Annotated in this window: 20 protein-coding genes; 15 read left to right on the forward strand and 5 right to left on the reverse strand. The window is 66.9% G+C overall.

All coding sequences use genetic code 11. The features are described from left to right. The first annotated feature begins 20 nt into the window (after window positions 1–20). The 3 genes from J2X98_RS05835 (at window position 21) to J2X98_RS05845 (ending at window position 1,637) form a co-directional block, all read left to right on the forward strand. The gene (locus J2X98_RS05835; protein ID WP_141944506.1) at window positions 21–347 is read left to right on the forward strand and encodes a rhodanese-like domain-containing protein; all 327 of its coding nucleotides are present in this window, start codon (window positions 21–23) and stop codon (window positions 345–347) included. Next, a complete protein-coding gene (pheA, locus tag J2X98_RS05840; protein ID WP_307305384.1) occupies window positions 347–1,327 on the forward strand; it encodes a prephenate dehydratase in 981 nt (326 codons plus the stop codon). The genes J2X98_RS05835 and pheA overlap by 1 nt, the downstream gene beginning before the upstream one ends. A gap of 94 nt (window positions 1,328–1,421) precedes the next feature. Then, window positions 1,422–1,637: a hypothetical protein gene (locus J2X98_RS05845; RefSeq protein ID WP_141944503.1), complete on the forward strand. Its 216-nt coding sequence runs from the start codon at window positions 1,422–1,424 to the stop codon at window positions 1,635–1,637. A gap of 61 nt (window positions 1,638–1,698) precedes the next feature. Here J2X98_RS05845 and J2X98_RS05850 read toward each other — a convergent pair whose 3' ends face one another. Continuing rightward, entirely contained in the window at window positions 1,699–2,769 is a 1,071-nt protein-coding gene (locus tag J2X98_RS05850) for a diacylglycerol/lipid kinase family protein (RefSeq protein WP_141944501.1), read from the reverse strand. A gap of 88 nt (window positions 2,770–2,857) precedes the next feature. Between J2X98_RS05850 and serS the strand changes: the two genes are divergently transcribed. From serS to J2X98_RS05865, 3 genes are all read left to right on the forward strand, one after another. After that, the gene (gene serS / locus J2X98_RS05855) at window positions 2,858–4,138 is read left to right on the forward strand and encodes a serine--tRNA ligase (protein WP_307305389.1); all 1,281 of its coding nucleotides are present in this window, start codon (window positions 2,858–2,860) and stop codon (window positions 4,136–4,138) included. Between the two features lie 1,174 nt (window positions 4,139–5,312). Next, window positions 5,313–6,200: an HAD family hydrolase gene (locus J2X98_RS05860; RefSeq protein ID WP_307305392.1), complete on the forward strand. Its 888-nt coding sequence runs from the start codon at window positions 5,313–5,315 to the stop codon at window positions 6,198–6,200. A gap of 67 nt (window positions 6,201–6,267) precedes the next feature. After that, entirely contained in the window at window positions 6,268–6,852 is a 585-nt protein-coding gene (locus J2X98_RS05865) for a histidine phosphatase family protein (protein ID WP_307305395.1), read from the forward strand. Between the two features lie 70 nt (window positions 6,853–6,922). Here the strand turns inward: J2X98_RS05865 and J2X98_RS05870 are convergent, their stop codons facing one another. After that, entirely contained in the window at window positions 6,923–7,522 is a 600-nt protein-coding gene (locus J2X98_RS05870; RefSeq protein WP_141944493.1) for a MarR family transcriptional regulator, read from the reverse strand. Window positions 7,523–7,780: 258 nt separating this feature from the next. On the opposite strand from J2X98_RS05870, the gene J2X98_RS05875 reads away from it, so the two are divergent. Then, window positions 7,781–10,207, forward strand: coding sequence for a phosphoketolase family protein (locus J2X98_RS05875; RefSeq protein ID WP_307305400.1), 2,427 nt, complete (start codon window positions 7,781–7,783; stop codon window positions 10,205–10,207). Window position 10,208: 1 nt separating this feature from the next. Here the strand turns inward: J2X98_RS05875 and J2X98_RS05880 are convergent, their stop codons facing one another. The 3 genes from J2X98_RS05880 to J2X98_RS05890 all read right to left on the reverse strand — a co-directional run bounded on the left by J2X98_RS05880 (window position 10,209) and on the right by J2X98_RS05890 (window position 12,935). Beyond that, window positions 10,209–10,964 carry a DUF429 domain-containing protein gene (locus J2X98_RS05880; protein ID WP_307305402.1) on the reverse strand — a complete coding sequence of 252 codons (756 nt, stop codon included), beginning with the start codon at window positions 10,962–10,964 and terminating at the stop codon, window positions 10,209–10,211. A 7-nt stretch (window positions 10,965–10,971) separates the two neighbouring features. Beyond that, on the reverse strand, window positions 10,972–12,315 hold the full coding sequence (locus J2X98_RS05885; RefSeq protein WP_307305407.1) for a carboxylesterase family protein: 1,344 nt from the start codon (window positions 12,313–12,315) through the stop codon (window positions 10,972–10,974). A gap of 131 nt (window positions 12,316–12,446) precedes the next feature. Beyond that, window positions 12,447–12,935: an inorganic diphosphatase gene (locus J2X98_RS05890; protein WP_141944488.1), complete on the reverse strand. Its 489-nt coding sequence runs from the start codon at window positions 12,933–12,935 to the stop codon at window positions 12,447–12,449. Between the two features lie 155 nt (window positions 12,936–13,090). On the opposite strand from J2X98_RS05890, the gene dacB reads away from it, so the two are divergent. From dacB to folB, 8 genes are all read left to right on the forward strand, one after another. Continuing rightward, window positions 13,091–14,596, forward strand: coding sequence for a D-alanyl-D-alanine carboxypeptidase/D-alanyl-D-alanine endopeptidase (dacB, locus tag J2X98_RS05895; RefSeq protein ID WP_307305411.1), 1,506 nt, complete (start codon window positions 13,091–13,093; stop codon window positions 14,594–14,596). 267 nt (window positions 14,597–14,863) lie between these two features. Continuing rightward, window positions 14,864–16,021, forward strand: a complete 1,158-nt coding sequence (locus J2X98_RS05900; RefSeq protein WP_307305481.1) for a zinc-dependent metalloprotease — start codon at window positions 14,864–14,866, stop codon at window positions 16,019–16,021. A gap of 117 nt (window positions 16,022–16,138) precedes the next feature. Further along, on the forward strand, window positions 16,139–17,212 hold the full coding sequence (gene tilS, locus J2X98_RS05905) for a tRNA lysidine(34) synthetase TilS (protein WP_307305413.1): 1,074 nt from the start codon (window positions 16,139–16,141) through the stop codon (window positions 17,210–17,212). A gap of 30 nt (window positions 17,213–17,242) precedes the next feature. After that, window positions 17,243–17,794, forward strand: a complete 552-nt coding sequence (gene hpt, locus J2X98_RS05910) for a hypoxanthine phosphoribosyltransferase (RefSeq protein WP_102977004.1) — start codon at window positions 17,243–17,245, stop codon at window positions 17,792–17,794. A gap of 228 nt (window positions 17,795–18,022) precedes the next feature. Beyond that, window positions 18,023–20,083 (forward strand): ATP-dependent zinc metalloprotease FtsH, encoded by a 2,061-nt coding sequence (gene ftsH / locus J2X98_RS05915; RefSeq protein ID WP_141944484.1) that lies wholly within the window; start codon window positions 18,023–18,025, stop codon window positions 20,081–20,083. Window positions 20,084–20,092: 9 nt separating this feature from the next. Beyond that, window positions 20,093–20,737, forward strand: a complete 645-nt coding sequence (gene folE / locus J2X98_RS05920; protein WP_141944482.1) for a GTP cyclohydrolase I FolE — start codon at window positions 20,093–20,095, stop codon at window positions 20,735–20,737. A gap of 9 nt (window positions 20,738–20,746) precedes the next feature. Continuing rightward, window positions 20,747–21,685, forward strand: coding sequence for a dihydropteroate synthase (folP, locus tag J2X98_RS05925; protein ID WP_307305419.1), 939 nt, complete (start codon window positions 20,747–20,749; stop codon window positions 21,683–21,685). A gap of 12 nt (window positions 21,686–21,697) precedes the next feature. Further along, entirely contained in the window at window positions 21,698–22,090 is a 393-nt protein-coding gene (gene folB, locus J2X98_RS05930; RefSeq protein WP_141944478.1) for a dihydroneopterin aldolase, read from the forward strand. The last annotated feature ends 16 nt before the right edge of the window (window positions 22,091–22,106 follow it).

Here is a 22,106-nt window from a genome sequence, read left to right on the forward strand (position 1 = left end):
CCGCCAAGACAGGACTTCCGATGAGTGATTTCGATACCGTCCCCGTCCATGACGTCCCTACCGACGCGGTAATCCTGGACGTCCGCGAGGACTACGAGTGGGTTGCCGGACATGCTGACGGCGCACTCCACATCCCCATGGACCAGGTCCCGGCCCGGCTGGGCGAGCTCGATCCCGATGAGGACGTCTACGTCATCTGCCGCACCGGCGGCCGGTCCTTCCGCGTTGCCCAGTGGCTCACGGGCCAGGGGTATACCGCCATCAACGTCGCCGGAGGAATGGACCAGTGGCTCGAATCCGGCAAGCCCCTGGTCTCGGACAACGGACTCAAGCCCTTGGTGCTTTAGTGCCCGCTGCTTCCCATACCTACGCCTTCCTGGGGCCGGAAGGTACCTTCACCGAGGCTGCGCTCCTGCAGGTTCCGGACGCGCTCCAGGCGGTCCGCGTTCCCGCGTCCAACGTCAACGCTGCCCTGGACCTGGTGCGCGACGGGGCGGCGGATGCTGCGATGGTCCCGATCGAGAACTCGGTTGAGGGTGGAGTCACCGCCACCCTGGATGCAATCTCGGGCGGCCCGGAACTCCGCATCGTTCGTGAGGTCCTGGTTCCCATCACCTTCGTCCTCGTGGCCGGCCCTGGCGTGCGGCTGGAGGACGTGCGGAGAATCTCCACCCACGGACACGCCTGGGCCCAGTGCCGGCTGTGGATGGACAAGAACATACCCGAAGCGGAATTTGTCCCGGGGTCCTCCACTGCGGCCGCCGCCGTGGGCCTGCTGGACAAAGACTGCCACTACGACGCGGCCATTTGTGCTCCCCTCGTGGCACGGGAACATGCTGGACTGTCGGTCCTTGCGGAAAACATTGGTGACAATCACGGCGCCGTGACCCGCTTCATCCTGGTCAGCCGCCCGGAAGTGCTTCCGGCCCCCACCGGCGCGGACAAAACCACGGTGGCTGTCCCGCTGCCGGAGGACCGCCCGGGTGCACTCATGGAGATCCTGGACCAGTTCGCCAGCCGCGGCGTCAATCTCAGCCGGATCGAATCCCGCCCCACGGGACAGTACCTGGGCCACTACTTCTTCAGTATTGACGCTGACGGCCACGTGGGCGACGCCCGGGTGGCTGATGCGCTGGCGGGGCTTCACCGCATCAGCCCGGCGACGCGTTTTTTGGGCTCCTACCCCAGGGCGGACGGCCAGGCCTCCCAGGTGGCGCCACACACCTCCGATGAAGCGTTCTCGGCCGCCCGATCCTGGGTTGAATCCATCCTGTCGGGGGAACGCCCCGCAGGTGAAAACGGTTTTGCGGCTTCGCCAACAGCGTAGGCAAAAGCGCTCCGAAGTACTTCCCCGGGCTGTGGACAATGCGTATGCTTACCTGATCCACACGGGGTATGGCCCCTGACGAAGGGAGAGGGTCATGACCAGCAGCACCGAAAACGACGGCCAGGGGATGATCGTCAACCCCAAGCCGTCGGGAGACAACCAGGACTGGGACGGGGACGACGCGGACCGGGCTGACCGCCTGCGCTTCGAAGAGGAGCAGGCCATGATCCGCGAGCAGTCCGAAGCCCATGCGGCCGCCAAGCACGGCACGCACGTGGAGAAGGAACCAGAAGAGGAAGCCGGCTCCTGACCAGGCCGTCATCCGGACGCCGGCCCTCCCGTAAGCGGGCGCCAACGTGGCCCCGGAGTCTTTATCCCATCGCTGCCTGGACCTGCCCTTTCACCCTGACCAGGAGCGACCGGGGCTCCACCCGGACCGTAAGCTGCGTCGCCTCACCGGACGTGTCGCCGTCGAGCTGCGTGGGCATGGGCTCGGGACACTTGATGACCACCTTGGTGGAGCGGTACACGGTCATGATGGGCAGCTTTCCGCTGTGCTTGAACATGATCTTCATGTACATCAGCAGCCAGCCAAGGGCGCTCCGGGGACTCATCACCACCACGTCCAGCATGCCGTCGTCGATCATGGCCTGCGGAATGAAATCGATGCCGCCCGGTACCAGGCCGCAGTTGGCGAACAGCACGCTGCGGATATTCCGGATCTGCTCCGGGCTGCCGTCCAGGGCGATGGATACCTTTTTGCGCCGGCCGGGAAGGTGGCGGACGCCGGCCTCCGTGTAGGCAAGCCAGCCCACGGCCTTCTTCAGCCCCGCGTTGGTGTCGGCCAGCACCTCCGCGTCCATCCCGATGCCCGCGATCACCAGGAAGAGGTGTTCCGAGTAATGGCCGGTACGGGAGTTCTCGATGGCCATCCGGGCGGTGTCGATGTAGCGCTGGCGGCCGAAGAGTGCGGTCTGGATGTTGCCATGCAGATCGTTGACGTCCAGGTCTACGTTGCGTGCCAGCAGGTTTCCCGTGCCCAGGGGGATCAGGCCCATTGCCACGTTCGTGTTGGCCAGGGCCTCAGCCACCACGCGTACAGTGCCGTCGCCGCCGCCCACCAGGACGACGTCGGGCTTGCCCGCAAGGGCGGCCTGCATCTGGGAGAAGCCGGGGTCCTCCGCCGTGGTTTCGAAAAAGACCGGCTCTTCCCATCCGGCTGCCAGGCAGGCCCGCTGGATCGTTGCCCGCGCCTCGGCTGCCCGCGCCTTGATGGGATTCAGGACCACGGCCACCCGCTGCTGCCCCAGCCCGGATTCGTAGGCTTCCCCGGCCACGGCGCTGCGGACGTGCAGGGCTTTGAGGCGCCGCACCCCCCACCAGCTGGACGTGGCGAAGGCAAGCGCCACCGCAATCAGCAGGTAGAGAATCCAGTCGCTCATGGTGGTTCAACAGTAGCCCGGCGCGCGGCAGGCGGGGGCACGGAGGCCGCCGCCCGCCGTCGTGCACCGAATTGGATACCCTTGTCTGGTGATCGACGTAAAAGACCTCAGCGAAAACCCGGACAAGTACCGTGCCAGCCAGCGTGCCCGCGGCGCGGACGAATCAGTGGTGGACGCGATCATCTCCGCGGACTCCACCCGCCGTGCCGCCCTGCTCCGCTTCGAAAACCTCCGCGCGGAACAGAACGTGTTCGGCAAGAAGGTGGCCAAAGCCAAGGGCGAGGAGAAGCAGGCCCTGCTGTCCGAGGTCAAGGAGCTGGCCAATTCCGTCAAGGCAGCCTCCGCGGAGGCCGATGCCGCCCAGCTCAAGCAGGAAGAACTGCTGCGCACCATCCCCAACCTGGTGGAGGACGGCGTTACCGAAGGCGGCGAGGACGACTACGTGGTGGTTAAGACCGTTGGCACGCCCCGCGAATTCCCCGACTTCGAGCCGCGTGACCACCTGGAGATCGGTGAGCTGATCGGCGCCATCGACATGGAGCGCGGGGCCAAGGTCTCCGGCGCCCGCTTCTACTTCCTCAAAGGCGTTGGAGCCCGGCTGGAAATGGCCCTGCTGCAGATGGCCATGGACCAGGCCATCGAAGCGGGCTTCGTTCCCATGATCACCCCCACGCTGGTGCGCCCGGAGACCATGCAGGGTACGGGCTTCGATGTTAAGCACGACGCCGAGATCTACCGTCTCGCCGAAGACGACCTTTACCTGGTGGGCACCTCCGAGGTGGCGCTGGCCGGGTACCACGCCGACGAGATCCTGGACTTCTCCGCCGGCCCCATCCGCTACGCCGGCCAGAGCTCCTGCTACCGCCGCGAGGCCGGTTCGCACGGCAAGGACACCCGCGGCATCATCCGCGTGCACCAGTTCAACAAGGTGGAGATGTTCATCTACACCACGGTTGAGGAGGCCGCCGCCGAGCACCAGCGGCTGCTGGCCTGGGAAGAGGAGATGCTGGCCAAGTGCGAGCTGCCCTACCGGGTGATTGACACCGCGGCGGGCGACCTGGGCACTTCCGCCGCACGCAAGTACGACTGCGAGGCCTGGGTTCCCACGCAGGGCGCCTACCGCGAGCTGACGTCCACCTCCAACTGCACCACCTTCCAGGCCCGCCGCCTGAACATCCGTGAACGGGTGGTCAACGCTGAAGGGGTCTCCAAGGGCACCCGTGCCGTGGCCACCCTGAACGGCACCCTGGCCACCACCCGCTGGATCGTGGCGCTGCTGGAGCACCACCAGAACCCGGACGGCTCGGTCAACGTGCCCAAGGCGCTGCAGAAGTACATCGGCGGCCTTGAGGTTTTGCCGGTCCTGTAGGTTTCTTTTTGCTGGTGCACCCGGACCTGGACACGTGCCAGATAGTCTGCTCCGGGCGACCGGCAGGCCTGCCTGCCGGAGGCATGCCGCGAAGCGGGCGGGGTCGGACGCTGTTGCCCAGTCCCATCGAACAACCGGGAAGCCGGCCGCCCGCAGCCTGTCCTCGCGTTTCTTCTCCGCCAGTACGGCCTGCCGTGCCGTCCGGGTGCCCAGGTAGTGGTCACTGAGATACTTCGCGTCGCCGTCGAACTCCCCGATAAGCCGGTACTTAGGCCAGAAGAAGTCAGTCCGGGCGAGGAGGAACCCGCCTGCCGGAACTTTGAACTTTGCCTGGAGCATAGGAGCCGGGGAGCCGGGCAGCCGTGCCCAGCAGTTCATCCTTGCTGAGCGCAGGTCCCGAAGTGCGGCGGCTGCTAATTGCGTGGTCCGTCAGCACTACTCCTGCCGCGAAGCTTTCCGTCGCGATGACTCCTACTACGGTCTCGGGCAGGGGGGTTACCTGAAGCCCTGCGTGCTCCACTGCGGCAGGGTGGCCACGATGCCTGTGAACGCCGTAAGCGCTGATGTGTTCGATGCCTGTGTGACCGGACCTGTTGCACGCCGCGGAAGTGGTGGGTTGCTTCCGGCCGGTGCCCCCTCGATGCCCCGGACAGATGGACGCATCCAGGAACTGCAAGCAGGTCCAAGTTCCAAACAGCAATCGCTGAGTTCAGGCAGAATGCGGATCCCGGGAGTTCCAGGTCCACGGCGCGGACTGTCTGGAGGTATCTTTCCCACGGAGCCAGGGATACCCACTCTTCCTTCCGGGCGTAAACACCTTTGCGGACGCGGACAAGTTCACCCTGGGCATAGCGCCTGCTGAGTGAGCGGGCATCCCCCGTGGTGAGGCGGAGATCTTGAGCCGAGTTCAGGTGCATGCCGCTCATCGTCACAGGATGATGCACCGTCGTTGAAGCGGGCAGCAGGTGCATGTGGACAACCAGGGATCTCCTAACCGCACCTGCCAATGGACATGGCACCGGCGCGTGCGGGGGTGCGGTGTCCGTCGGCGGGTGCATAACGAAGGAGACGCCGGCACAGCAGCCATGTGGAAATCCGCCGTGTTAACCAACAGTTCAGTAAACGTGTGGTCCCCGTCCTAGCGCGTGTCAGTTACGTCTGGTTCACTATGTGGATGACAACGCTGACTGAAACCTCAGTCGCCGGCAACGATGACCGGCGAGAGAATGACCAGAACAACAACCTGAACAACATTGAGTTCACCCCTATTGACCGGAAATTCATGGTCGCACTGGATGTGGACGGCACCCTGGTCAACCATGACGGCCACATGTCCCCCGGGGTGCGGGATGCCGCGCAGGCCGTAGTGGCCGCCGGACACGAGGTGATGATTGCCACCGGCCGGTCGCTGAATGCCACGCTTCCCATCATCGAGAAGATCGGCATCGAGCGCGGGTATGCGGTCTGCTGCAACGGCGGCGTGACCCTGCGGCTCCACCCGGAGCTGGAAAACGGTTACGAGGTGATCCACAAAGCCACGTTCGATCCCGCGCCGGCCCTGCGCGCCCTCCGCGAACGCCTCCCGTCCGCCAAGTATGCGCTGGAGGACGCCGACGGTAATTTCCTGTCCACGGAGCGGTTCCAGGATGCCAGCTTTGGGGTCGAGGCGGTGGGCGTGGACTTCCACACCATGCTGGAGGCAACCGCCGTCCGCGTGGTGGTGTTCAGCACCGAAAACACCCCCGAGGAGTTCAACGAGGCCATCAACCACGTGGGCCTGGCCGGAGTGACTTACTCCGTGGGCTGGACCGCGTGGCTGGACATCGCCGCCGCCGGCGTCACCAAGGCCAGCGCCCTGGAAAACCTGCGCGTCCGGCTCGGCTTCGAGGAGCACCTCACGGTGGCTGTGGGTGACGGCAGGAATGACATCGAAATGCTCGCCTGGGCAGGCCGCGGCGTGGCCATGGGGCAGGCTCCGGCAGAGGTGGTGGCCGCTGCCGATGAGGTCACCCACTCGGTGCACGACGACGGCGCGGCCCACGTGCTCCGCAGCCTGCTGTAAGGCGCTGCAAGACACTTTCCGCTGCCGCGATTCCGGTCCCGGTCCGCGGCCAAGGCAGAATAGGGGCATGACCCTTACGACGTTCGCCCTCGTCCGCCATGGCCAGACCGACTGGAATGCCGAGCGCCGGCTGCAGGGATCAACCGATATCCCTCTGAACGACGTCGGACGCGGCCAGGCGCGTGACGCGGTCGCCGTCCTCGCCCCTTACGAGTGGGACGCCATCGTTTCCTCGCCCCTGAGCCGCGCCGCGGAAACGGCTGACCTGATCGCCGAAGGGCTCGGGCTGACGGTATCCCGGCGCGTCCCGGAGCTCACCGAGCGCAGCTTCGGTCCTGCCGAAGGGATGCAGGCGGGCCCGGAGCTGGAGGCGCTCCGGGTTCCCGGCGGCTTCAAGGGTGCGGAAAGCGAAGACGAGGCCGCAGACCGGGGCCTCGCCGCCCTGGAAGCCCTGGCAGAGGAGTTCCGCGGCCAGCGGCTCCTGGTGGTCACACATGGCACGCTGCTGCGCGTCAGCCTCAGCCGCGCCATCGGCCAGACCCTCGCCAGCGTGGACAACGCCGCCCTGAACCTGGCACATCACCACGCGATGGACGGCTGGAAGCTGGAGTACTTCAACGGCGAACCGGTAATGGCAGCCGCCGGCAGCTAAAGCCGGGCGCGCACGTCCAGGCAGGAATGACGACGGCGGACCACGCCTAAGCGGGTTACCCCGCCCCGGGTTACGTGGCTGCGAGGATCAGCGCCAGCAGTCTTGCGGCAGCGGGCCGGGCGGCATGTTCCTCGTTCCACTGCGACCGTGCCACCGCTTTGCTGACAGCCTGGGTGGTGATGCCCAGTTCCTGCGCCACCGCCTTCTGCTGCCCGCGGACGCCAGGTGTCAGCAGGTCCAGCACCCGCCACTCTGCGCCCGAACGGTCCCGCACGATGTGGCCCAGGAGGCGAAGGACGGCCTCGGCGTCGTGGGCTGCATCAGCCAGGGGCCCCTCTACGGCCACCGGGATGCGTTCCTTGCTGTTGCGAAGCCTGTCCACGGCGCGCCGCGCGTACACCAGGCCGTGGCCCGACGCGTCCTTGACTTGGTTGGGCAGCGGTTCATTCACCGGTCCTACGCCGATTCCCACGTACCAGTACCCGCTGCGGAGCGCGATCAGGGCGGTGTCCACGGCCTGGTGCGGACACTCGACGATCCCTTGGACTTCGTCCTCCACGGACCGGTCGAAATCCAGGCGCGCGGGAATGTGCCGCAGTGCCTTGAGCAGCTGCGGAACCTGGTCGCCGTCGCGCCGGCTGTCCGTCTGGTTGATGGTCAGGGTGAACATTCTGGGTCCACACTACCCGGAAGTAGGAACGGCGGAACCGGCATGTTACGAGTGGTCAGCGCCCCTGGATCCCCGCCGGAATGTGGGCCCGTGGGTCAGTCTTACTGTTCCGCGGCCGCGCCGTCTGCCGGGAACCTGTGCCATGCGCTGTGCGGCAAGGGCGGAAAAGCCCGACGGCGGGGGTTGCCTGCCTGCCCCTTCATCTGTTGCGATGGGGGAACGGCCGCCTGCAGCGGCACACCCGACGTAAGGATGGTCATGGCCGGCAGCGCAGGGCAGGACGGGCAGCAGCAGGACCGGATGCAGCAGGACGCATTTCCGCAGGAAGAACTCGAGCTCGTTGATAAGTGGTGGCGGGCCGCGAACTATCTTTCCGTGGGGCAGATCTACCTGCGGTCCAACCCGCTCCTGCGGGAACCGCTGCAGGCGGAGGACACCAAGTCCCGCCTGTTGGGCCACTGGGGGACCACCCCTGGGCTCAACTTCATCTACGCGCACCTTAACCGCGTGATCCGCCGTGACTCACTGGAGATGCTCTTTGTGGCCGGTCCCGGCCATGGCGGCCCCGCCGTCGTCGCCAATGCATGGCTGGAGGGAACCTACTCTGAAATCTATGGCCATGTGGGCAACGATGAGGCCGGCCTGGCGGAACTGTTCCGGCAGTTCTCCTACCCCGGCGGCATCCCCAGCCACGCCGCCCCGGAAACTCCCGGCTCCATCAGCGAAGGCGGGGAACTCGGGTACTCCCTGGCGCACGCTTACGGGTCGGTCTTCGATAACCCCCAGCTGGTGACCGCCGTCGTGATTGGCGACGGCGAGGCGGAAACCGGGCCACTGGCCGCCAGCTGGCACTCCCACAACTTCCTGGATCCCGCGGCGGACGGCGCGGTGCTGCCCATCCTGCACCTGAACGGCTACAAGATCGCCAACCCCACCATCCTCGCCCGGATGCCTGAGCAGCAGTTGGAGCAGCTGCTGCGCGGCTACGGGCACGAGCCGTACTTCGTCACCGTGGCGGACCCGGACAGCACGGAACAGGCACACCAGGATTTCGCCGCTGTCCTGGACCGTTGCCTGGCGGACATCAAAGCCATCCAGGACACCCACCGGCAAGACCTCTCCGGTGAGGATGCGGGGGAGGGTGGACACCGCTGGCCACTGATCGTCCTGCGCTCGCCGAAGGGCTGGACCGGCCCCCGCATGGTGGACGGGCTGCAGGTGGAAGGCACGTGGCGGGCGCACCAGGTGCCGCTGTCGGAGGTCCGCACCAACGGGGAGCACCTGAAGCAGCTGGAGGAGTGGATGCTGTCCTACCGGCCCAACGAACTGTTCGACGGCGACGGCAGGCTCAGGCCCGACATCGCAGAGGGTGCGCCCACGGGAGATTTCCGCATGAGCGCTACGCCGCACGCCAACGGCGGGCTGCTCCGGCGCGCGCTGAAATTGCCCGCGTACCGGGACCACGCCGTGGAGGTGCCCACTCCCGGCATCGAGCGGGTCAGCCCCATGGTCACGCTTGGCTCCTGGATGCGGGACGTTATTGCGCAGAACATGGAGAACTTCCGGCTGTTCGGCCCGGATGAGACGGCGTCCAACCGGCTGCAGAACGTCTACGAGGTCACCGACAAGGTGTGGCAGTACCGGATTGACGACGTCGATGAGCACCTGGCGCGGTCCGGCCGGGTGATGGAGGTGCTGAGCGAGCACCTGTGCCAAGGCTGGCTGGAAGGCTACCTGCTCACCGGCCGGCATGGGGTCTTCAACTGCTACGAGGCCTTCGTCCACATTGTCGACTCCATGTTCAACCAGCACGCCAAGTGGCTGAAGGTGTCCCGCAAACTGCACTGGCGCCAGCCGGTGCCCTCGCTGAACTACCTCCTGTCCTCGCATGTGTGGCAGCAGGACCACAACGGGTTCTCGCACCAGGACCCGGGCTTCATCGACCATGCAGTCAACAAGAAGGCCGAGGTCATCCGGGTGTACCTGCCGCCGGACGCCAACACTCTCTTGTCCGTCATGGAGCACTGCCTCGCTTCCACGGACTACGTGAACATTGTGGTCAGCGGCAAGCAGCCCTCGCCCACCTGGCTTGGCCCGGGGGACGCCGCCAACCACTGCCGCCGTGGCTTGGGGATTTGGACGTTTGCGGGGTCCGAAGTGCCCGGCGAGGAGCCCGACGTCGTCCTTGCCTGCGCCGGTGACGTACCCACGGTGGAGACCGTGGCGGCGGCCGAGCTGCTCCGCGAGGGCGCACCCGGACTCAAGGTCCGCGTGGTCAACGTGGTGGACCTGATGCGGCTGCAGGACGAAAGCGAGCATCCGCACGGCCTCCCGGCCCACGACTTCGATGGGATCTTTACCCCGGACAAGCCTGTTATTTTCGCCTACCACGGGTATCCCGCGCTGATCCACCGGCTGGCGTACCGGCGCACCAACCAGCAGGGCCTGCACGTGCACGGCTACAAGGAAGAGGGGACCACCACCACGCCGTTCGACATGGCCATGCTCAACGGCATCGACCGCTTCACCCTCGCCATCGATGCGATCGACCGCGTGCCGGGCATGGCGGAGAAGCACTCGCTCCTGCGCCAGGACCTGCAGGACCGGCGCAGCCGCGCCCGCGCGCACACCCGCACGCACGGCGAGGACCCGGAGGAGATCCGGAACTGGAAGCTGGGCGGCTGACTTACTGCCCCGGGAGTTCGTCCAGCGTGCAGCTGGGCAGGTGGATCCAGCCTTCGCTGCGGGCGGCCTGGGCGTGGGCACCATCGGGCAGGAGCGTACGACGACGGGCCACGGCACGGGCGGTCAGTGAGGCTATGACGGCGTCGAACAGGTCGTCCGAACTGGTCAGTCTGTCCCGGTAACCGCCCAGGTCCAGCCACGGTGCCTGTTCCTCCAGGGCAGCCAGCAGGAGGCTGAGGCGTTCGGCTTCCGGGACACCCCGGCCCTTGTAGCCGCGCCCGTTGAGGCCCCAGATCTTCAGCGATGCCGCCGGATACACCTCGGCGAGGCGTCCGGCCCCGTCGCGCCGTTGCGGACCGTGCAGCGCGGCGATCTTTGCCTGGATCACAGCGCAGCGCATGGCAGGATGGGCCAGCCGGTCCGCGGAGACGCTCAGCGGGATCAGGCCGGTCTGGGCGGTGCAGAACCGGTCCGTGTCCCGGTAGGCAAGCAACCTGCGGCCTGCGATGCCGTCGTGTTCGAGGACCGGGGCCGCAATGTTGTTCAGGTGGCCGGTGAGGAACGGGATGAGCGCGTCGGGCCAGCCCACGGGGCAGTCGACGCCGGTCATGTCGCAGGTGCCGAACAGCTCCACGATCTCCTGGTCACCCACGTCCAGGGCCAGGTGGGTAAGGCGGGCCCGGTCACCGCCCCAATCGATGACCGCAACCGCCGTCTTCTTGGTGGCTGCCGCCAGGTCCACGCCGAGGGTCTTCATGCCGGGCTCAGACGGCTCGGTAGCGCAGGACACCCGGGATGCCGCCGGATTTCCCGAGGTCCCCGCCCCCCGCAAAGCCGGCCCACAGCGCGCGCATCTCCCGGCCCGCGGCCTCAACATCCTCCCAGCGGGCGCCCTCGATCAGGCCCGCGCCCTCCCAGGTCTTCCGGGTGCCCAGCAGCAGGGGCAGGTCCACAGTGTGGGCGGCGCCGAAGATGTTCCCGGGGGCGTGCCAATCCAAAACGTAGCGGTGGGCACGGCCTCCCGCTTTGGCGTGCCGGCGGGCGAACCGCCTGGTGGCCCGGCCGTATACGGTTTCGGTGACCACCCAGTCGATGGCGCGGACGGCGGCGGCCCCCACCAGCGGAACGGCGGCCAGCCGCATGAGCCGCGGGTTGCGGGGCAGGAACAGGCGGGCCTCCTCAGAGGTGTGGCCAATCAGTACCTCGATTGCGGGCGCGCTCCGGTTCCAGGCTGCCTCGATGCCGGACTCCTCCGGGAGCGGGTCGTGGCCGTACTGGGTTCCAAACGGCATGGCGGCAAGCATGCCAAACTTCCTGGCCACTTGGGTAACTTCTGCTTCACGGGCCACCACGTCCAGGGCGGGCGTCTCCTCCGTTACGGAATCCGCGGCGATGCCCATGGCGTGATTCATCTTTGCCCGGCCGCGGGTGATGCCCAGCGGCGCGCTTTGGATGATGGCGCGCTGGAAGAGGGATGGCGCCTCGGGCGTGGCTATCAGGTGGGCAATCGCGTCGCCGCCCGCGGACTGGCCGAACGCGGTGACCTGGCCCGGATCGCCGCCGAAGCCGGCGATGTTCCGCTGCACCCAGCGGAAGGCCTCAAGCTGGTCGAGCAGGCCCAGGTTGCCGGGCCGGCCCGTGGGAGTGGCCAGGAACCCGAACAGGCCCAGCCGGTACGTCACGGACACCACGATGACGCGGTTTTCGGCGACCAGCCGGGCGGGGTCGAAGATGGCCAGGTCCCCGGAACCGGTGGTGTAGGAGCCGCCATGGATCCACACCATGACCGGCAGTTTCTCACCCGGCATCAGGTCACCGGGCATCGTGACGGACAGGTTCTGGCAGTCCTCGCTGCCAGGGAGCTCGCCGTACCTGGTGCCCAGGACGTCATCGAGGAACGGCACGGGTGCCTGCGGGCACGCAGGGGAGAGGGAGGTGGCGGCAAATTCCGCAGTCCAGTCCGGGGCCGGGGCCGGCGGCTGGAACCGTTGCGCCCTGGCGTACGGGATGCCGGTGGCGCGGATGACCCCGCCGTCACGCCAACCGGAGACGGGCCCGCAGGGAGGCTGGAACAAGAGCTGGGACGTTACGGCGGGCTCGGAACTCACAGCTTCACCATGCCACAACTTCCTGGAACAACGACGGCGGGTGCCCGGCTTCGAAAAGCCGGGCACCCGCCGTCGGACTGGTCGTTGGAGTGGGCCGTCAACAAGGAGGTGGGCCCACGCCGTCAGGGGGACTAGTGTCCGGTGGGCACGTAGCGCTTGATGGAGGCCTCCAGTTCGGCTTCGGCGGCGGCGCGGTCGCCCCAGCCTTCGGCCTTGACCCACTTGCCCGGCTCCAGGTCCTTGTAGCGGGTGAAGAAGTGCTCGATTTCCTTGATCAGGAACTCGTTGACGTCGCTGACTTCCTGGATGTGGTCGAACCGGGGGTCCACGGGCACGCACAGGATCTTGGCATCCCCGCCGCCGTCGTCGGTCATGTTGAAGACGCCGATGGGGCGGGACTCGACAATGACACCCGGGTGCAGGTCGAAGTCCTGCAGGAGCACCAGTGCGTCCAGCGGGTCGCCGTCCTCGCCGAGGGTGTTTTCGAAGTACCCGTAGTGCGTGGGGTACTGCATGGAGGTGAAGAGGACGCGGTCCAGGCGGACGCGGCCGGTCTCGTGGTCAACTTCGTACTTGACGCGCGATCCCTTGGGGATCTCGATGGTCACGTCGTGCTTCATGGAATGCTCCTCGGCAATTGCAGGGGGGTGCGCGGCACACTTGACGGGCCCGTAAATGAGAGTGTCGGTGCCGCCGACTAGTATTGAGGATATAGCGAGAGGCCCTGGAATCAGGAACTTGTGGGGAATTTCAGGACTTGAGGACCAGCACCAGCATGACCAAAACAACCAGCCGGGAACCCACGCGTGACCGTTTGTCCCGCCGCCCGGGAAACGGTGGCGGGCGGCCTCGAAAGCCCTGGCACTTGGCGCTGGCGGCATTGGTCCTGCTCATCCTCGCCGTCCCGGGCGCCCTGCTGGTGGCTCCCGGATTCCTCGGCCCCGGATTGTTCGGCTCCAGCGCCCCCGCGTCCACTCCCGCCACTCCTGCCTGGCAGCAGGCTCCGGCAACCCTTTCGGCACCGCAGGTGCTCGCCCCGCTTCAGCCGTCCGCGCCAGTGCCGGTCCGGCCAGCGGTAACAGCCCAGGTGGAGCCGGTGTTGATGACCGACGGCGGCGGTACTTTCACCGGCACGGTGCAGGATGCGCTCACGGGCCAGGTGCTCTTTGACAGGGGCGGCGCGGACGGCCGGGTTCCGGCGTCGAACCTCAAGCTGCTGACGGCGGTGGCCGCACTGCGCACGCTGGGACCGGAGCACCGCTTCACCACCAAGGTGGTGCCAGGCCCCGCGCCGGGACAGGTGGTGCTGGTGGGCGGTGGCGACGTTCTCCTCGGGGCAGGGGAATCACAGCCGAACCAGGTGATGGGCCACGCAGGCCTTGGCACCCTTGCCGCCCTGACGGTCCGGGCCCTGCAGGCCGCCGGGACCACGGGAACCATCAAGGTCCTGGTGGATGACTCCCTCTTTACCGGGCCGGCACTGAATCCCAACTGGCAGTCGGGCGACGTTGAAGCCGGCGAAATAGCACCCCTCTCTCCTCTGGCGCTCAACTCGGCGCGGTTCGATCCCGCCGTCACCACAGGTCCGCGCCCGCAGGACTCCGCGATGGCCGCGGCAGAGGCGTTCGCCGGGCAGCTGCGCGCGGCAGGTGCCGGTGCGGGACTGACGGTGGCGGCCGGCGTCGAACGTTCCCCCGCCGCTCCCGGCGCTGCAGCCCTGGCGGGCATTGACTCGGCCACCGTGGGAGAGCAGGTGGACCTGATGCTGCAGGTATCGGACAACTACCTGGCCGAAACCATGGGCCGGATGGCCGCGGTGGCCACGGGCAGGCCGGGCAGCAACGATGGCGCTGTGGCCGCCGTGGCTGCCGAACTCGGGGCAGCCGGGATCGCCGCGGACTCTGTGAAGCTGGCGGACGTGTGCGGGCTGGCCATGGGCAACCAGGTCCCTTCCGGCCTGTTGGCGGAGGTGGTGCGTGCCATGACCACCGGTACCGACACCAGGCTGCGCGCCGCCCTGGACGGGTTTCCGGTTGGCGGCCTGTCCGGAACGCTCGACGCCCGCTACGGCGATGCCACAACGTCCGGCGGCGCGGGGCTGGTGCGGGCCAAGACCGGAACCCTGAACACGGTGCTCGCGCTGAGCGGCTACGTGGTGGACGCTGACGGGCGGCTCCTGGTCTTCTCGTTCATCGGCAACGGACTGACGCCCGGGGCCGCCGGCAACAAGGAGGCCCTGGACCGGGCCGCCACGGCGCTCGCAGGCTGCGGCTGCCGCTAGGAACTACTGCGGCTGCACGCCCAGCAACGCGGCCCTGACGACGGCGGCAAGCACTGACGCCCAGCCCTTGCGCTCGCCTGCGGTCAGGGGAGGAATGGGACGGTAGGGGATCATGGCGGCCTCTTTCGGCAGGGACTTTCGGGGTGTTTCCAATCTCCCGCGGCACACTGGGACGCCGCTTTTCCCCTCCTGTGCAGGGGCTGTGGAAGTTTCGCCGGTCAGCGAACTTAAGGACGGGCCGCGGCCTGCTGTGTTCTGATGGGAACCATGGAGTCCACTGCGCGCGAGTCCGCACCGTCCGTATCCACAAACGGATCCCCCACGGCCCAATCCAGTCCGGCCCAATCCCTGATTAACTGGGACCTCGCTGCTTCTGCCGCAGCGCGGCTGGCCCCAGCCGGACCGGTGCTCGACGAAAAGGCCATCGGCGAGGCGGTGGACAGCCTGCGCAGGCTCGCGGACGCATCAGTGCCGCACGTCCACGAGATCACGGGCCTGGAGGCGGCACGCGATCTTCGGGACTCCTCGGTGCTCGTGGTGGACCGGGCGTCCTGGGCCAAGGCCAATACCCAGAGCTTCGCGGTGATGCTCAAACCCGCCATGCAGAAGATGCTGGACAGCCGGCGCGGAAACCTCAGCCCCGGGGCTGCCCAGGTCAGCGGCGCCATCACCGGCAGCCAGTTGGGCGCCGTCCTGGCCTTCCTGTCCAGCAAGGTCCTGGGCCAGTACGACCCCTTCGCCGCGCTGGCGGAAAACTCCTCTGCGCCCGCGGCCGGCAGGCTGCTGCTGGTGGCCCCCAACATCGTCTCTGTTGAGCGGGAACTCAACGTCGCGCCGGAGGATTTCCGGCTCTGGGTGTGCCTGCACGAGCAAACCCACCGCGTCCAGTTCGCGGCCGCACCCTGGCTGCGCCACCACATGCTCGAACAGATCGACAACCTCAGCGGCCACTTGCTTGGCAACGTCGATTCGCTGATGGAACGGGCTTCGGCCGCTGCACGGTCGTTGAAGGACCGGTCGGCGAACGGAGAGGCGCCCCGCCGCGGCGCCATCCTGGACCTGCTGCAGGACCCCGAGGAAAAGGCCGCGATTTCACACCTCACCGCCGTGATGAGCCTGCTCGAAGGCCACGCAAACGTGGTGATGGACGGCGTGGACGCCAGCATCGTGCCCTCCGTCAAGACCATCCGGCAGCGCTTCAACGACCGGGGCAAGGACCGCGGCGTGATCGAGAAGTTCATCCGCAGCCTCCTGGGTCTGGACGCCAAGATGCGCCAATACTCCGATGGGGCGCGCTTTGTCCGCGCCGTGGTGGACGTGGCCGGGATGGAGGGGTTCAACAGGGTGTGGGAGTCGGCTGAGCACCTGCCTACGGAACCCGAGATCCATGACGCCAAGCTGTGGCTTGAGCGGATGGGCCTGTAATTGCCCCACGCGCCACTGCCTGACAATCCACCTTCACCTCTGCCGGTACATGCCCCCACGCGCAGTGGGCGACGCCGGCCCGGCAGGCTCGCGCCCGTCGTCGGCACAGCACGCAAAATGCTGCAGGACGCCCTGTCCGGGGCAGGCTATCCCCGCCACGTTGTTGTTGCGTGCAGCGGCGGCCCGGACTCCCTGGCGCTCGCCGCCGTCGCCGCCTATTTTGCCCGCCGCGGGCACGTGGACGGCCACCCCCTTACGGTTGGCGCCGTGGTGGTTGACCACCAGCTGCAGGAGGGCTCAGCTGATGTGGCCACGCACACGGCCCAGGTGTTGGCGGAGCTGGGCCTGGCACCGGTTGAGATCCGCACTGTCACCGTGGCCGGCGCCGGCATGGGCCCCGAAGCCGCCGCCCGGGAAGCCAGGCACGCCGCGCTGGAAGCCGCCGCTGTTGAACAAGGCGCGGAGGCAATCCTCCTGGGCCACACCCTGGACGACCAGGCTGAACAAGTGCTCCTGGGCCTTGCCCGCGGCTCCGGCACCCGTTCGCTTGCCGGCATGCGGCCTGCCCGCGCAGGTGCGGGGAAGACCCTTCTGCTGCGGCCGTTCCTCGGACTCCGCCGGGCGGACACCGAGGAGATCTGTGCCGTGGAGGACCTGGATCCCTGGCACGATCCCACCAACGCCGATCCCGCTTTCGCCCGTTCGCGGACCCGGGTGGAGGTCCTCCCGCACCTTGAGGACAAACTCGGTCCCGGCGTAGCTGAGTCCCTCGCCCGCACCGCCGCCATCCTGCAGCTGGACGCCGACTACCTGGAGGAAGTGGCGGAAAGCACCTACGCCTCGCTCGTGGAGCGGGAGGGGACCGGACTGAGCCTGCCGGAGGAGGCGCTGCGGGACCTGGCCCCCGCCATCAGGTTCCGGGTCATCGCCAAGGCGGCGGCCGGCGCCGGCGGCCAGCAGCCCGGTTATCAGCGCCTTTTGGCGGCGGAAGCGCTGCTGCGGCGGAAGGGTTCGGCAGGTCCGGTCCAGCTGCCCGGCAACGTGAGCGTGTACAGGTTGTCGCTGGCGGAACTTGAGGAATCCCGGGGCGTTGCCGTCGCCGCGTCCCCGGAGGACGCCGGTTCCGTTCCCCGCGAACGGGCGCGCTGTGGGAAGCTAGTATTCCGGCCCCAAAAGCCACCCGCAAAATAGTCGCACCCCGCATCTAAACAGGAGCCATTGGTGGATTCAAACGACGTCCAGGCAGACCTCAAGCACGTTCTCTACACCAGGGAACAGATCCAGCAGCGGATCACCGAACTCGCAGCGCAGATCGACAAGGACTACGAAGGGCGCGAGATCCTCATTGTGGGCGTCCTCAAGGGCGCCGTCATGGTCATGGCGGACCTGGCCCGGGCACTGCACAGCCACATCTCCATGGACTGGATGGCCGTGTCCTCCTATGGTTCGGGAACCCAGTCCTCCGGCGTGGTGCGCATCCTCAAGGACCTGGACACGGACCTGATGGGCAAGGACGTGCTGATCGTCGAGGACATCATCGACTCCGGCCTCACCCTGTCCTGGCTCAAGACCAACCTGGAATCCCGCGGCACGGCGTCCGTTGAGATTTGCACCGCCTTCCGCAAGCCCACTGCGGCCAAGGTGGAGATCGACGTCAAGTACGTCGGCTACGACATCCCCAACGAGTTCGTGGTGGGTTACGGCCTGGACTACGCCGAAAAGTACCGCAACCTGGACTTCGTGGGCACCCTGGCCCCGCACGTCTACGAGTAGGCCTCCCCAGGACTCCCCGCCGGACGACAGTCCCGTCCTTGCCGGTGTTGCGCTGAAGCGGGCGTTCGGCGGTCATCCGCGCAAGCTACGCCGACAGGGAACTTTTGCTTTCGGCTATGCGTGATCTAGTCCGGACGGTGTATAGCTAGAAGCTGACGCAGCACCATCACGCGCGCAGATTACTCGCCGTGAAGCACTACCGGAAGGGACGGGGCCAGCCCCGAACAGATGAAAGCTAAGAACTTCTTCAAAGGCCCGGGCATCTGGATCGTCGTTGTGGTCGGTCTGCTCCTCGTGGCTTTTGCAACGCTCGCCCCCGGCGGTGCCGCCCGGATCGATACGGACAAGGGCCTGGAACTGCTCTCCAGCAACAAGGTGGAGCAGGCCAAGATCTTCGACGGTGAGAACCGCGTTGACCTCACGCTCAAGGATGACCTGCAGGTGGATGGGCAGGACAAGGGCAAGAGCGTGCAGTTCTTCTTCGTGGATGCACGGGCACAGGACGTAGTAAAGGCCGTCACCGACGCCAAGCCCGCCCAGGGCTTCACCGACCAGCCGATCGAGAGCAACTGGTTCTCCGGCCTGCTCTCCCTGCTGATCCCGGTCATCCTGCTGGGCGCCCTCTTCTGGTTCCTGATGACCCGCATGCAGGGTGGCGGCTCCAAGATCATGCAGTTCGGCAAGTCCAAGGCCAAGATGGTCAGCAAGGACATGCCGCAGGTAACCTTCGCTGACGTCGCAGGTGCGGACGAAGCCGTGGAGGAACTCCAGGAAATCAAGGAATTTCTGCAGGAACCGGCCAAGTTCCAGGCCGTTGGCGCCAAGATCCCCAAGGGAGTCCTGCTCTACGGCCCTCCAGGTACCGGTAAGACCCTGCTGGCCCGCGCCGTAGCCGGCGAGGCAGGCGTACCCTTCTTCTCCATCTCCGGTTCGGACTTCGTGGAAATGTTCGTCGGCGTCGGCGCCTCCCGCGTCCGCGACCTCTTTGAACAGGCCAAAGCCAACTCGCCCGCCATCATCTTCGTCGATGAAATCGATGCCGTCGGCCGCCACCGCGGCGCCGGCATCGGCGGCGGCAACGACGAACGTGAGCAGACCCTCAACCAGCTGCTGGTGGAGATGGACGGCTTCGACGTCAAGACCAACGTCATCCTCATCGCCGCCACCAACCGGCCTGACGTCCTGGACCCCGCACTGCTGCGTCCCGGCCGCTTCGACCGCCAGGTCTCCGTGGAAGCGCCGGACCTGATCGGCCGCGACCAGATCCTGCAGGTGCACGCCAAGGGCAAGCCGATGGCGCCCGGCGTGGACCTGAAAGCCGTGGCGAAGAAGACCCCCGGCTACACCGGCGCCGACCTCGCCAACGTCCTTAATGAGGCCGCACTGCTCACCGCGCGCTCCAACGCCAACCTGATCGATGACCGCGCCCTGGACGAGGCCATCGACCGCGTCATGGCGGGCCCGCAGAAGCGCAGCCGCGTCATGAAGGAACACGAGCGCAAGATCACCGCCTACCACGAAGGCGGCCACGCCCTGGTGGCGGCTGCACTCCGCAACTCCGCGCCGGTCACCAAGATCACCATCCTTCCGCGTGGCCGGGCCCTGGGTTACACCATGGTGGTTCCGGAAAACGACAAGTACTCCATTACGCGCAATGAACTCCTGGATCAGATGGCCTACGCCATGGGCGGCCGAGTGGCGGAAGAGATCGTGTTCCACGACCCTTCCACCGGTGCCTCCAATGACATCGAGAAGGCCACCGGCACCGCCCGCAAGATGGTCACCGAATACGGCATGAGCGAACGTGTCGGCGCTGTCCGCCTGGGCCAGGGCGGCGGGGAACCCTTCCTGGGCCGCGACGCCGGGCACGAACGCAACTACTCGGACCAGATCGCCTATGTCGTGGACGAGGAAGTGCGCCGCCTCATCGAGCAGGCACACGACGAGGCCTACGAGATCCTCACCGAAAACCGGGAAATCCTGGACATACTGGCCCTTGAACTGCTGGAGCGGGAAACGCTCAACCAGGCAGAGATCGCCGACATCTTCCGGGACGTGCGCAAGCGCGACTTCCGTGAGGTGTGGCTGTCCAAGGAGACCCGCCCAGTCCTGGCCGGTCCCGTGGAAACCCGCCGCGAGCGGGCAGAGCGCGAAGCCCAGGAGGAAGCCAAGAAGGCCCGCCTGGACGAGCCGCTGGACGCCCAGCCCCCGCACGCGCAGGGCGTCCCGGAGGATGCTCCCTTCAAGGGCGGAGTCACCGACTCGGGGCCTGACACCCTTCGCGGCTAAGCTTTCCCTGTGACTTCCTTCGACGACGACGACGTTCCCGCCTCCGCCGGATACCTGGCGGAGGCCGGTTCCCACCATTCGACGAGCCAAAAGGTGGACCGGCCCCGGATTGAGGCGGCCGTCCGCGAGATCCTCCTTGCCATCGGCGAGGACCCGGACCGCGGCGGCCTCGTCGACACTCCCAAAAGGGTGGCAAAGGCGTACGCCGAGGTGTTCGCCGGACTGCACCACGACCCCGCGGACGTCCTGTCCACCACCTTCGACCTGGACCACGAGGAACTGGTCCTGGTCAAGGACATCCCCTTCTACTCCACGTGCGAGCACCACCTGGTGCCCTTCCACGGGGTGGCCCATGTCGGTTACATCCCGTCGCACGACGGAAAGGTGACGGGTCTGAGCAAGCTGGCGCGGCTGGTGGACATCTACGCACGGCGCCCGCAGGTGCAGGAGCGGTTGACCACTGAAATAGTCGAAGCGATGGTGCAGCACCTCAAGCCCCGCGGCGCCATCGTCGTTGTTGAATGCGAGCACATGTGCATGTCGATGCGCGGCGTCCGCAAGCCCGGAGCGAAGACCGTCACCAGTGCGGTCCGCGGGCAGCTTCATGACCCGGCCACCCGTGCCGAAGCCATGAGCCTCATCCTCGGAAGGTAACCACACACCATGGATTCACTCGCTGCAGCCCCCGGAACGGGGCCCGCAACCTCCCCGTTGCCCATCCTGCGCAAGCCGCGCCCGGCTGCGCGGTTTGACGACCTGCCCACTGACAGGACGCTGGTCATGGGCATCCTGAACGTCACCCCGGATTCCTTTAGCGACGGCGGCAAGCATGCCACGGCGGATACCGCCATTGCTGCCGGCCTGCGCATGTTCTACGCGGGTGCGGACATCATCGACGTCGGCGGAGAGTCAACCCGGCCGGGCGCGGATGATGTCAGCCCGGACGAAGAGCAGCGCCGCGTCCTGCCCGTCATCGAGGCGCTGGTGAAGGCTGGTGCCCTGGTGAGCATTGACACCACCCACGCCTCCACGGCGGAAGCGGCAGTCAAGGCGGGCGCCGCCATCATCAACGACATTTCAGGCCTGAGTATCGAGCCCGAAATGGCCGAGTTCGTGGCTGCCGCCAAGGTGCCCTACGTCCTCACCCACCGCCGCGGAGACGCCCGGACCATGAATTCGCTCGCCGAATACACGGACGTGGCCGCCGAAGTGGTGGCGGAACTGGCGGGAGTGCGGGACAAGCTGTACGCGGCTGGAGTGAGCCAGGAGCAGATCATTATTGACCCGGGCCTGGGGTTTGCGAAGAACGACGCGCAGAACTGGGAACTCCTTCAGAACCTGGACCAGCTGGACAGCCTGGGCCACAAGGTCCTGGTAGGTGCCTCCCGCAAACGGTTCCTGGGCACCCTGCTTACCGTGGCGGGCAAGGCCGCCGCTCCCGAGGAGCGCGACGGTGCCACGGCGGCGATCACCGCCATCAGTGCCTACCGCGGGGCCTGGGCCGTCCGCGTGCATGACGTGGGATCAAGCCTGGACGCCGTGAAGGTGGCTGCGCGCATGGCCGCCGTGTCTTCAGCCGCAACCGTACCCAAAACGCAATAGGGCCGGGGACCCATGGACAGGATTACGCTGACCGGAGTAACCGCAGTCGGCCATCACGGTGTCTTCGATTTCGAACGCCGGGAGGGCCAGCCCTTTGTTGTGGACGCGGTGCTCTACCTCGACTTCACCGAGGCGGCGCAGTCCGACGATGTCCGGGACACCGCACACTACGGTGAGGTTGCGCAGCGTATTGTCGACTGGATTTCCGGGGAACCACTGAACCTCATCGAGGGGCTGGCTGTGCGCATCGCGGACAGCCTCCTGGCCGAATTCAAGCTCCACGCCGTCGACATCACCGTCCACAAGCCCCAGGCACCCATCGAGGTCCCGTTCGGCGACGTCGCTGTGGCTGTCCACAGGGAACGTGCCGCCGCCGGACCCGTCCTTTCCGGAGCGGATGCATGAGCGGCTGCGGCATGAT

The sequence above is a fragment of the Pseudarthrobacter enclensis genome (assembly GCF_030811655.1).
In the GTDB taxonomy this organism is placed as follows: Bacteria; Actinomycetota; Actinomycetes; order Actinomycetales; family Micrococcaceae; genus Arthrobacter; species Arthrobacter enclensis_A.

What these genes read in the sequence shown, in the direction of transcription:
- J2X98_RS05835 (WP_141944506.1), top strand. Translation starts at nt 21, where the DNA reads ATGAGTGATTTCGATACCGTCCCCGTCCATGACGTCCCTACCGACGCG.
- J2X98_RS05845 (WP_141944503.1), top strand. Translation starts at nt 1,422, where the DNA reads ATGACCAGCAGCACCGAAAACGACGGCCAGGGGATGATCGTCAACCCC.
- J2X98_RS05850 (WP_141944501.1), bottom strand. Translation starts at nt 2,769, where the DNA reads ATGAGCGACTGGATTCTCTACCTGCTGATTGCGGTGGCGCTTGCCTTC.
- J2X98_RS05860 (WP_307305392.1), top strand. Translation starts at nt 5,313, where the DNA reads ATGACAACGCTGACTGAAACCTCAGTCGCCGGCAACGATGACCGGCGA.
- J2X98_RS05865 (WP_307305395.1), top strand. Translation starts at nt 6,268, where the DNA reads ATGACCCTTACGACGTTCGCCCTCGTCCGCCATGGCCAGACCGACTGG.
- J2X98_RS05870 (WP_141944493.1), bottom strand. Translation starts at nt 7,522, where the DNA reads ATGTTCACCCTGACCATCAACCAGACGGACAGCCGGCGCGACGGCGAC.
- J2X98_RS05875 (WP_307305400.1), top strand. Translation starts at nt 7,781, where the DNA reads ATGGCCGGCAGCGCAGGGCAGGACGGGCAGCAGCAGGACCGGATGCAG.
- J2X98_RS05880 (WP_307305402.1), bottom strand. Translation starts at nt 10,964, where the DNA reads ATGAAGACCCTCGGCGTGGACCTGGCGGCAGCCACCAAGAAGACGGCG.
- J2X98_RS05890 (WP_141944488.1), bottom strand. Translation starts at nt 12,935, where the DNA reads ATGAAGCACGACGTGACCATCGAGATCCCCAAGGGATCGCGCGTCAAG.
- dacB (WP_307305411.1), top strand. Translation starts at nt 13,091, where the DNA reads ATGACCAAAACAACCAGCCGGGAACCCACGCGTGACCGTTTGTCCCGC.
- J2X98_RS05900 (WP_307305481.1), top strand. Translation starts at nt 14,864, where the DNA reads ATGGAGTCCACTGCGCGCGAGTCCGCACCGTCCGTATCCACAAACGGA.
- tilS (WP_307305413.1), top strand. Translation starts at nt 16,139, where the DNA reads ATGCTGCAGGACGCCCTGTCCGGGGCAGGCTATCCCCGCCACGTTGTT.
- ftsH (WP_141944484.1), top strand. Translation starts at nt 18,023, where the DNA reads ATGAAAGCTAAGAACTTCTTCAAAGGCCCGGGCATCTGGATCGTCGTT.
- folP (WP_307305419.1), top strand. Translation starts at nt 20,747, where the DNA reads ATGGATTCACTCGCTGCAGCCCCCGGAACGGGGCCCGCAACCTCCCCG.
- folB (WP_141944478.1), top strand. Translation starts at nt 21,698, where the DNA reads ATGGACAGGATTACGCTGACCGGAGTAACCGCAGTCGGCCATCACGGT.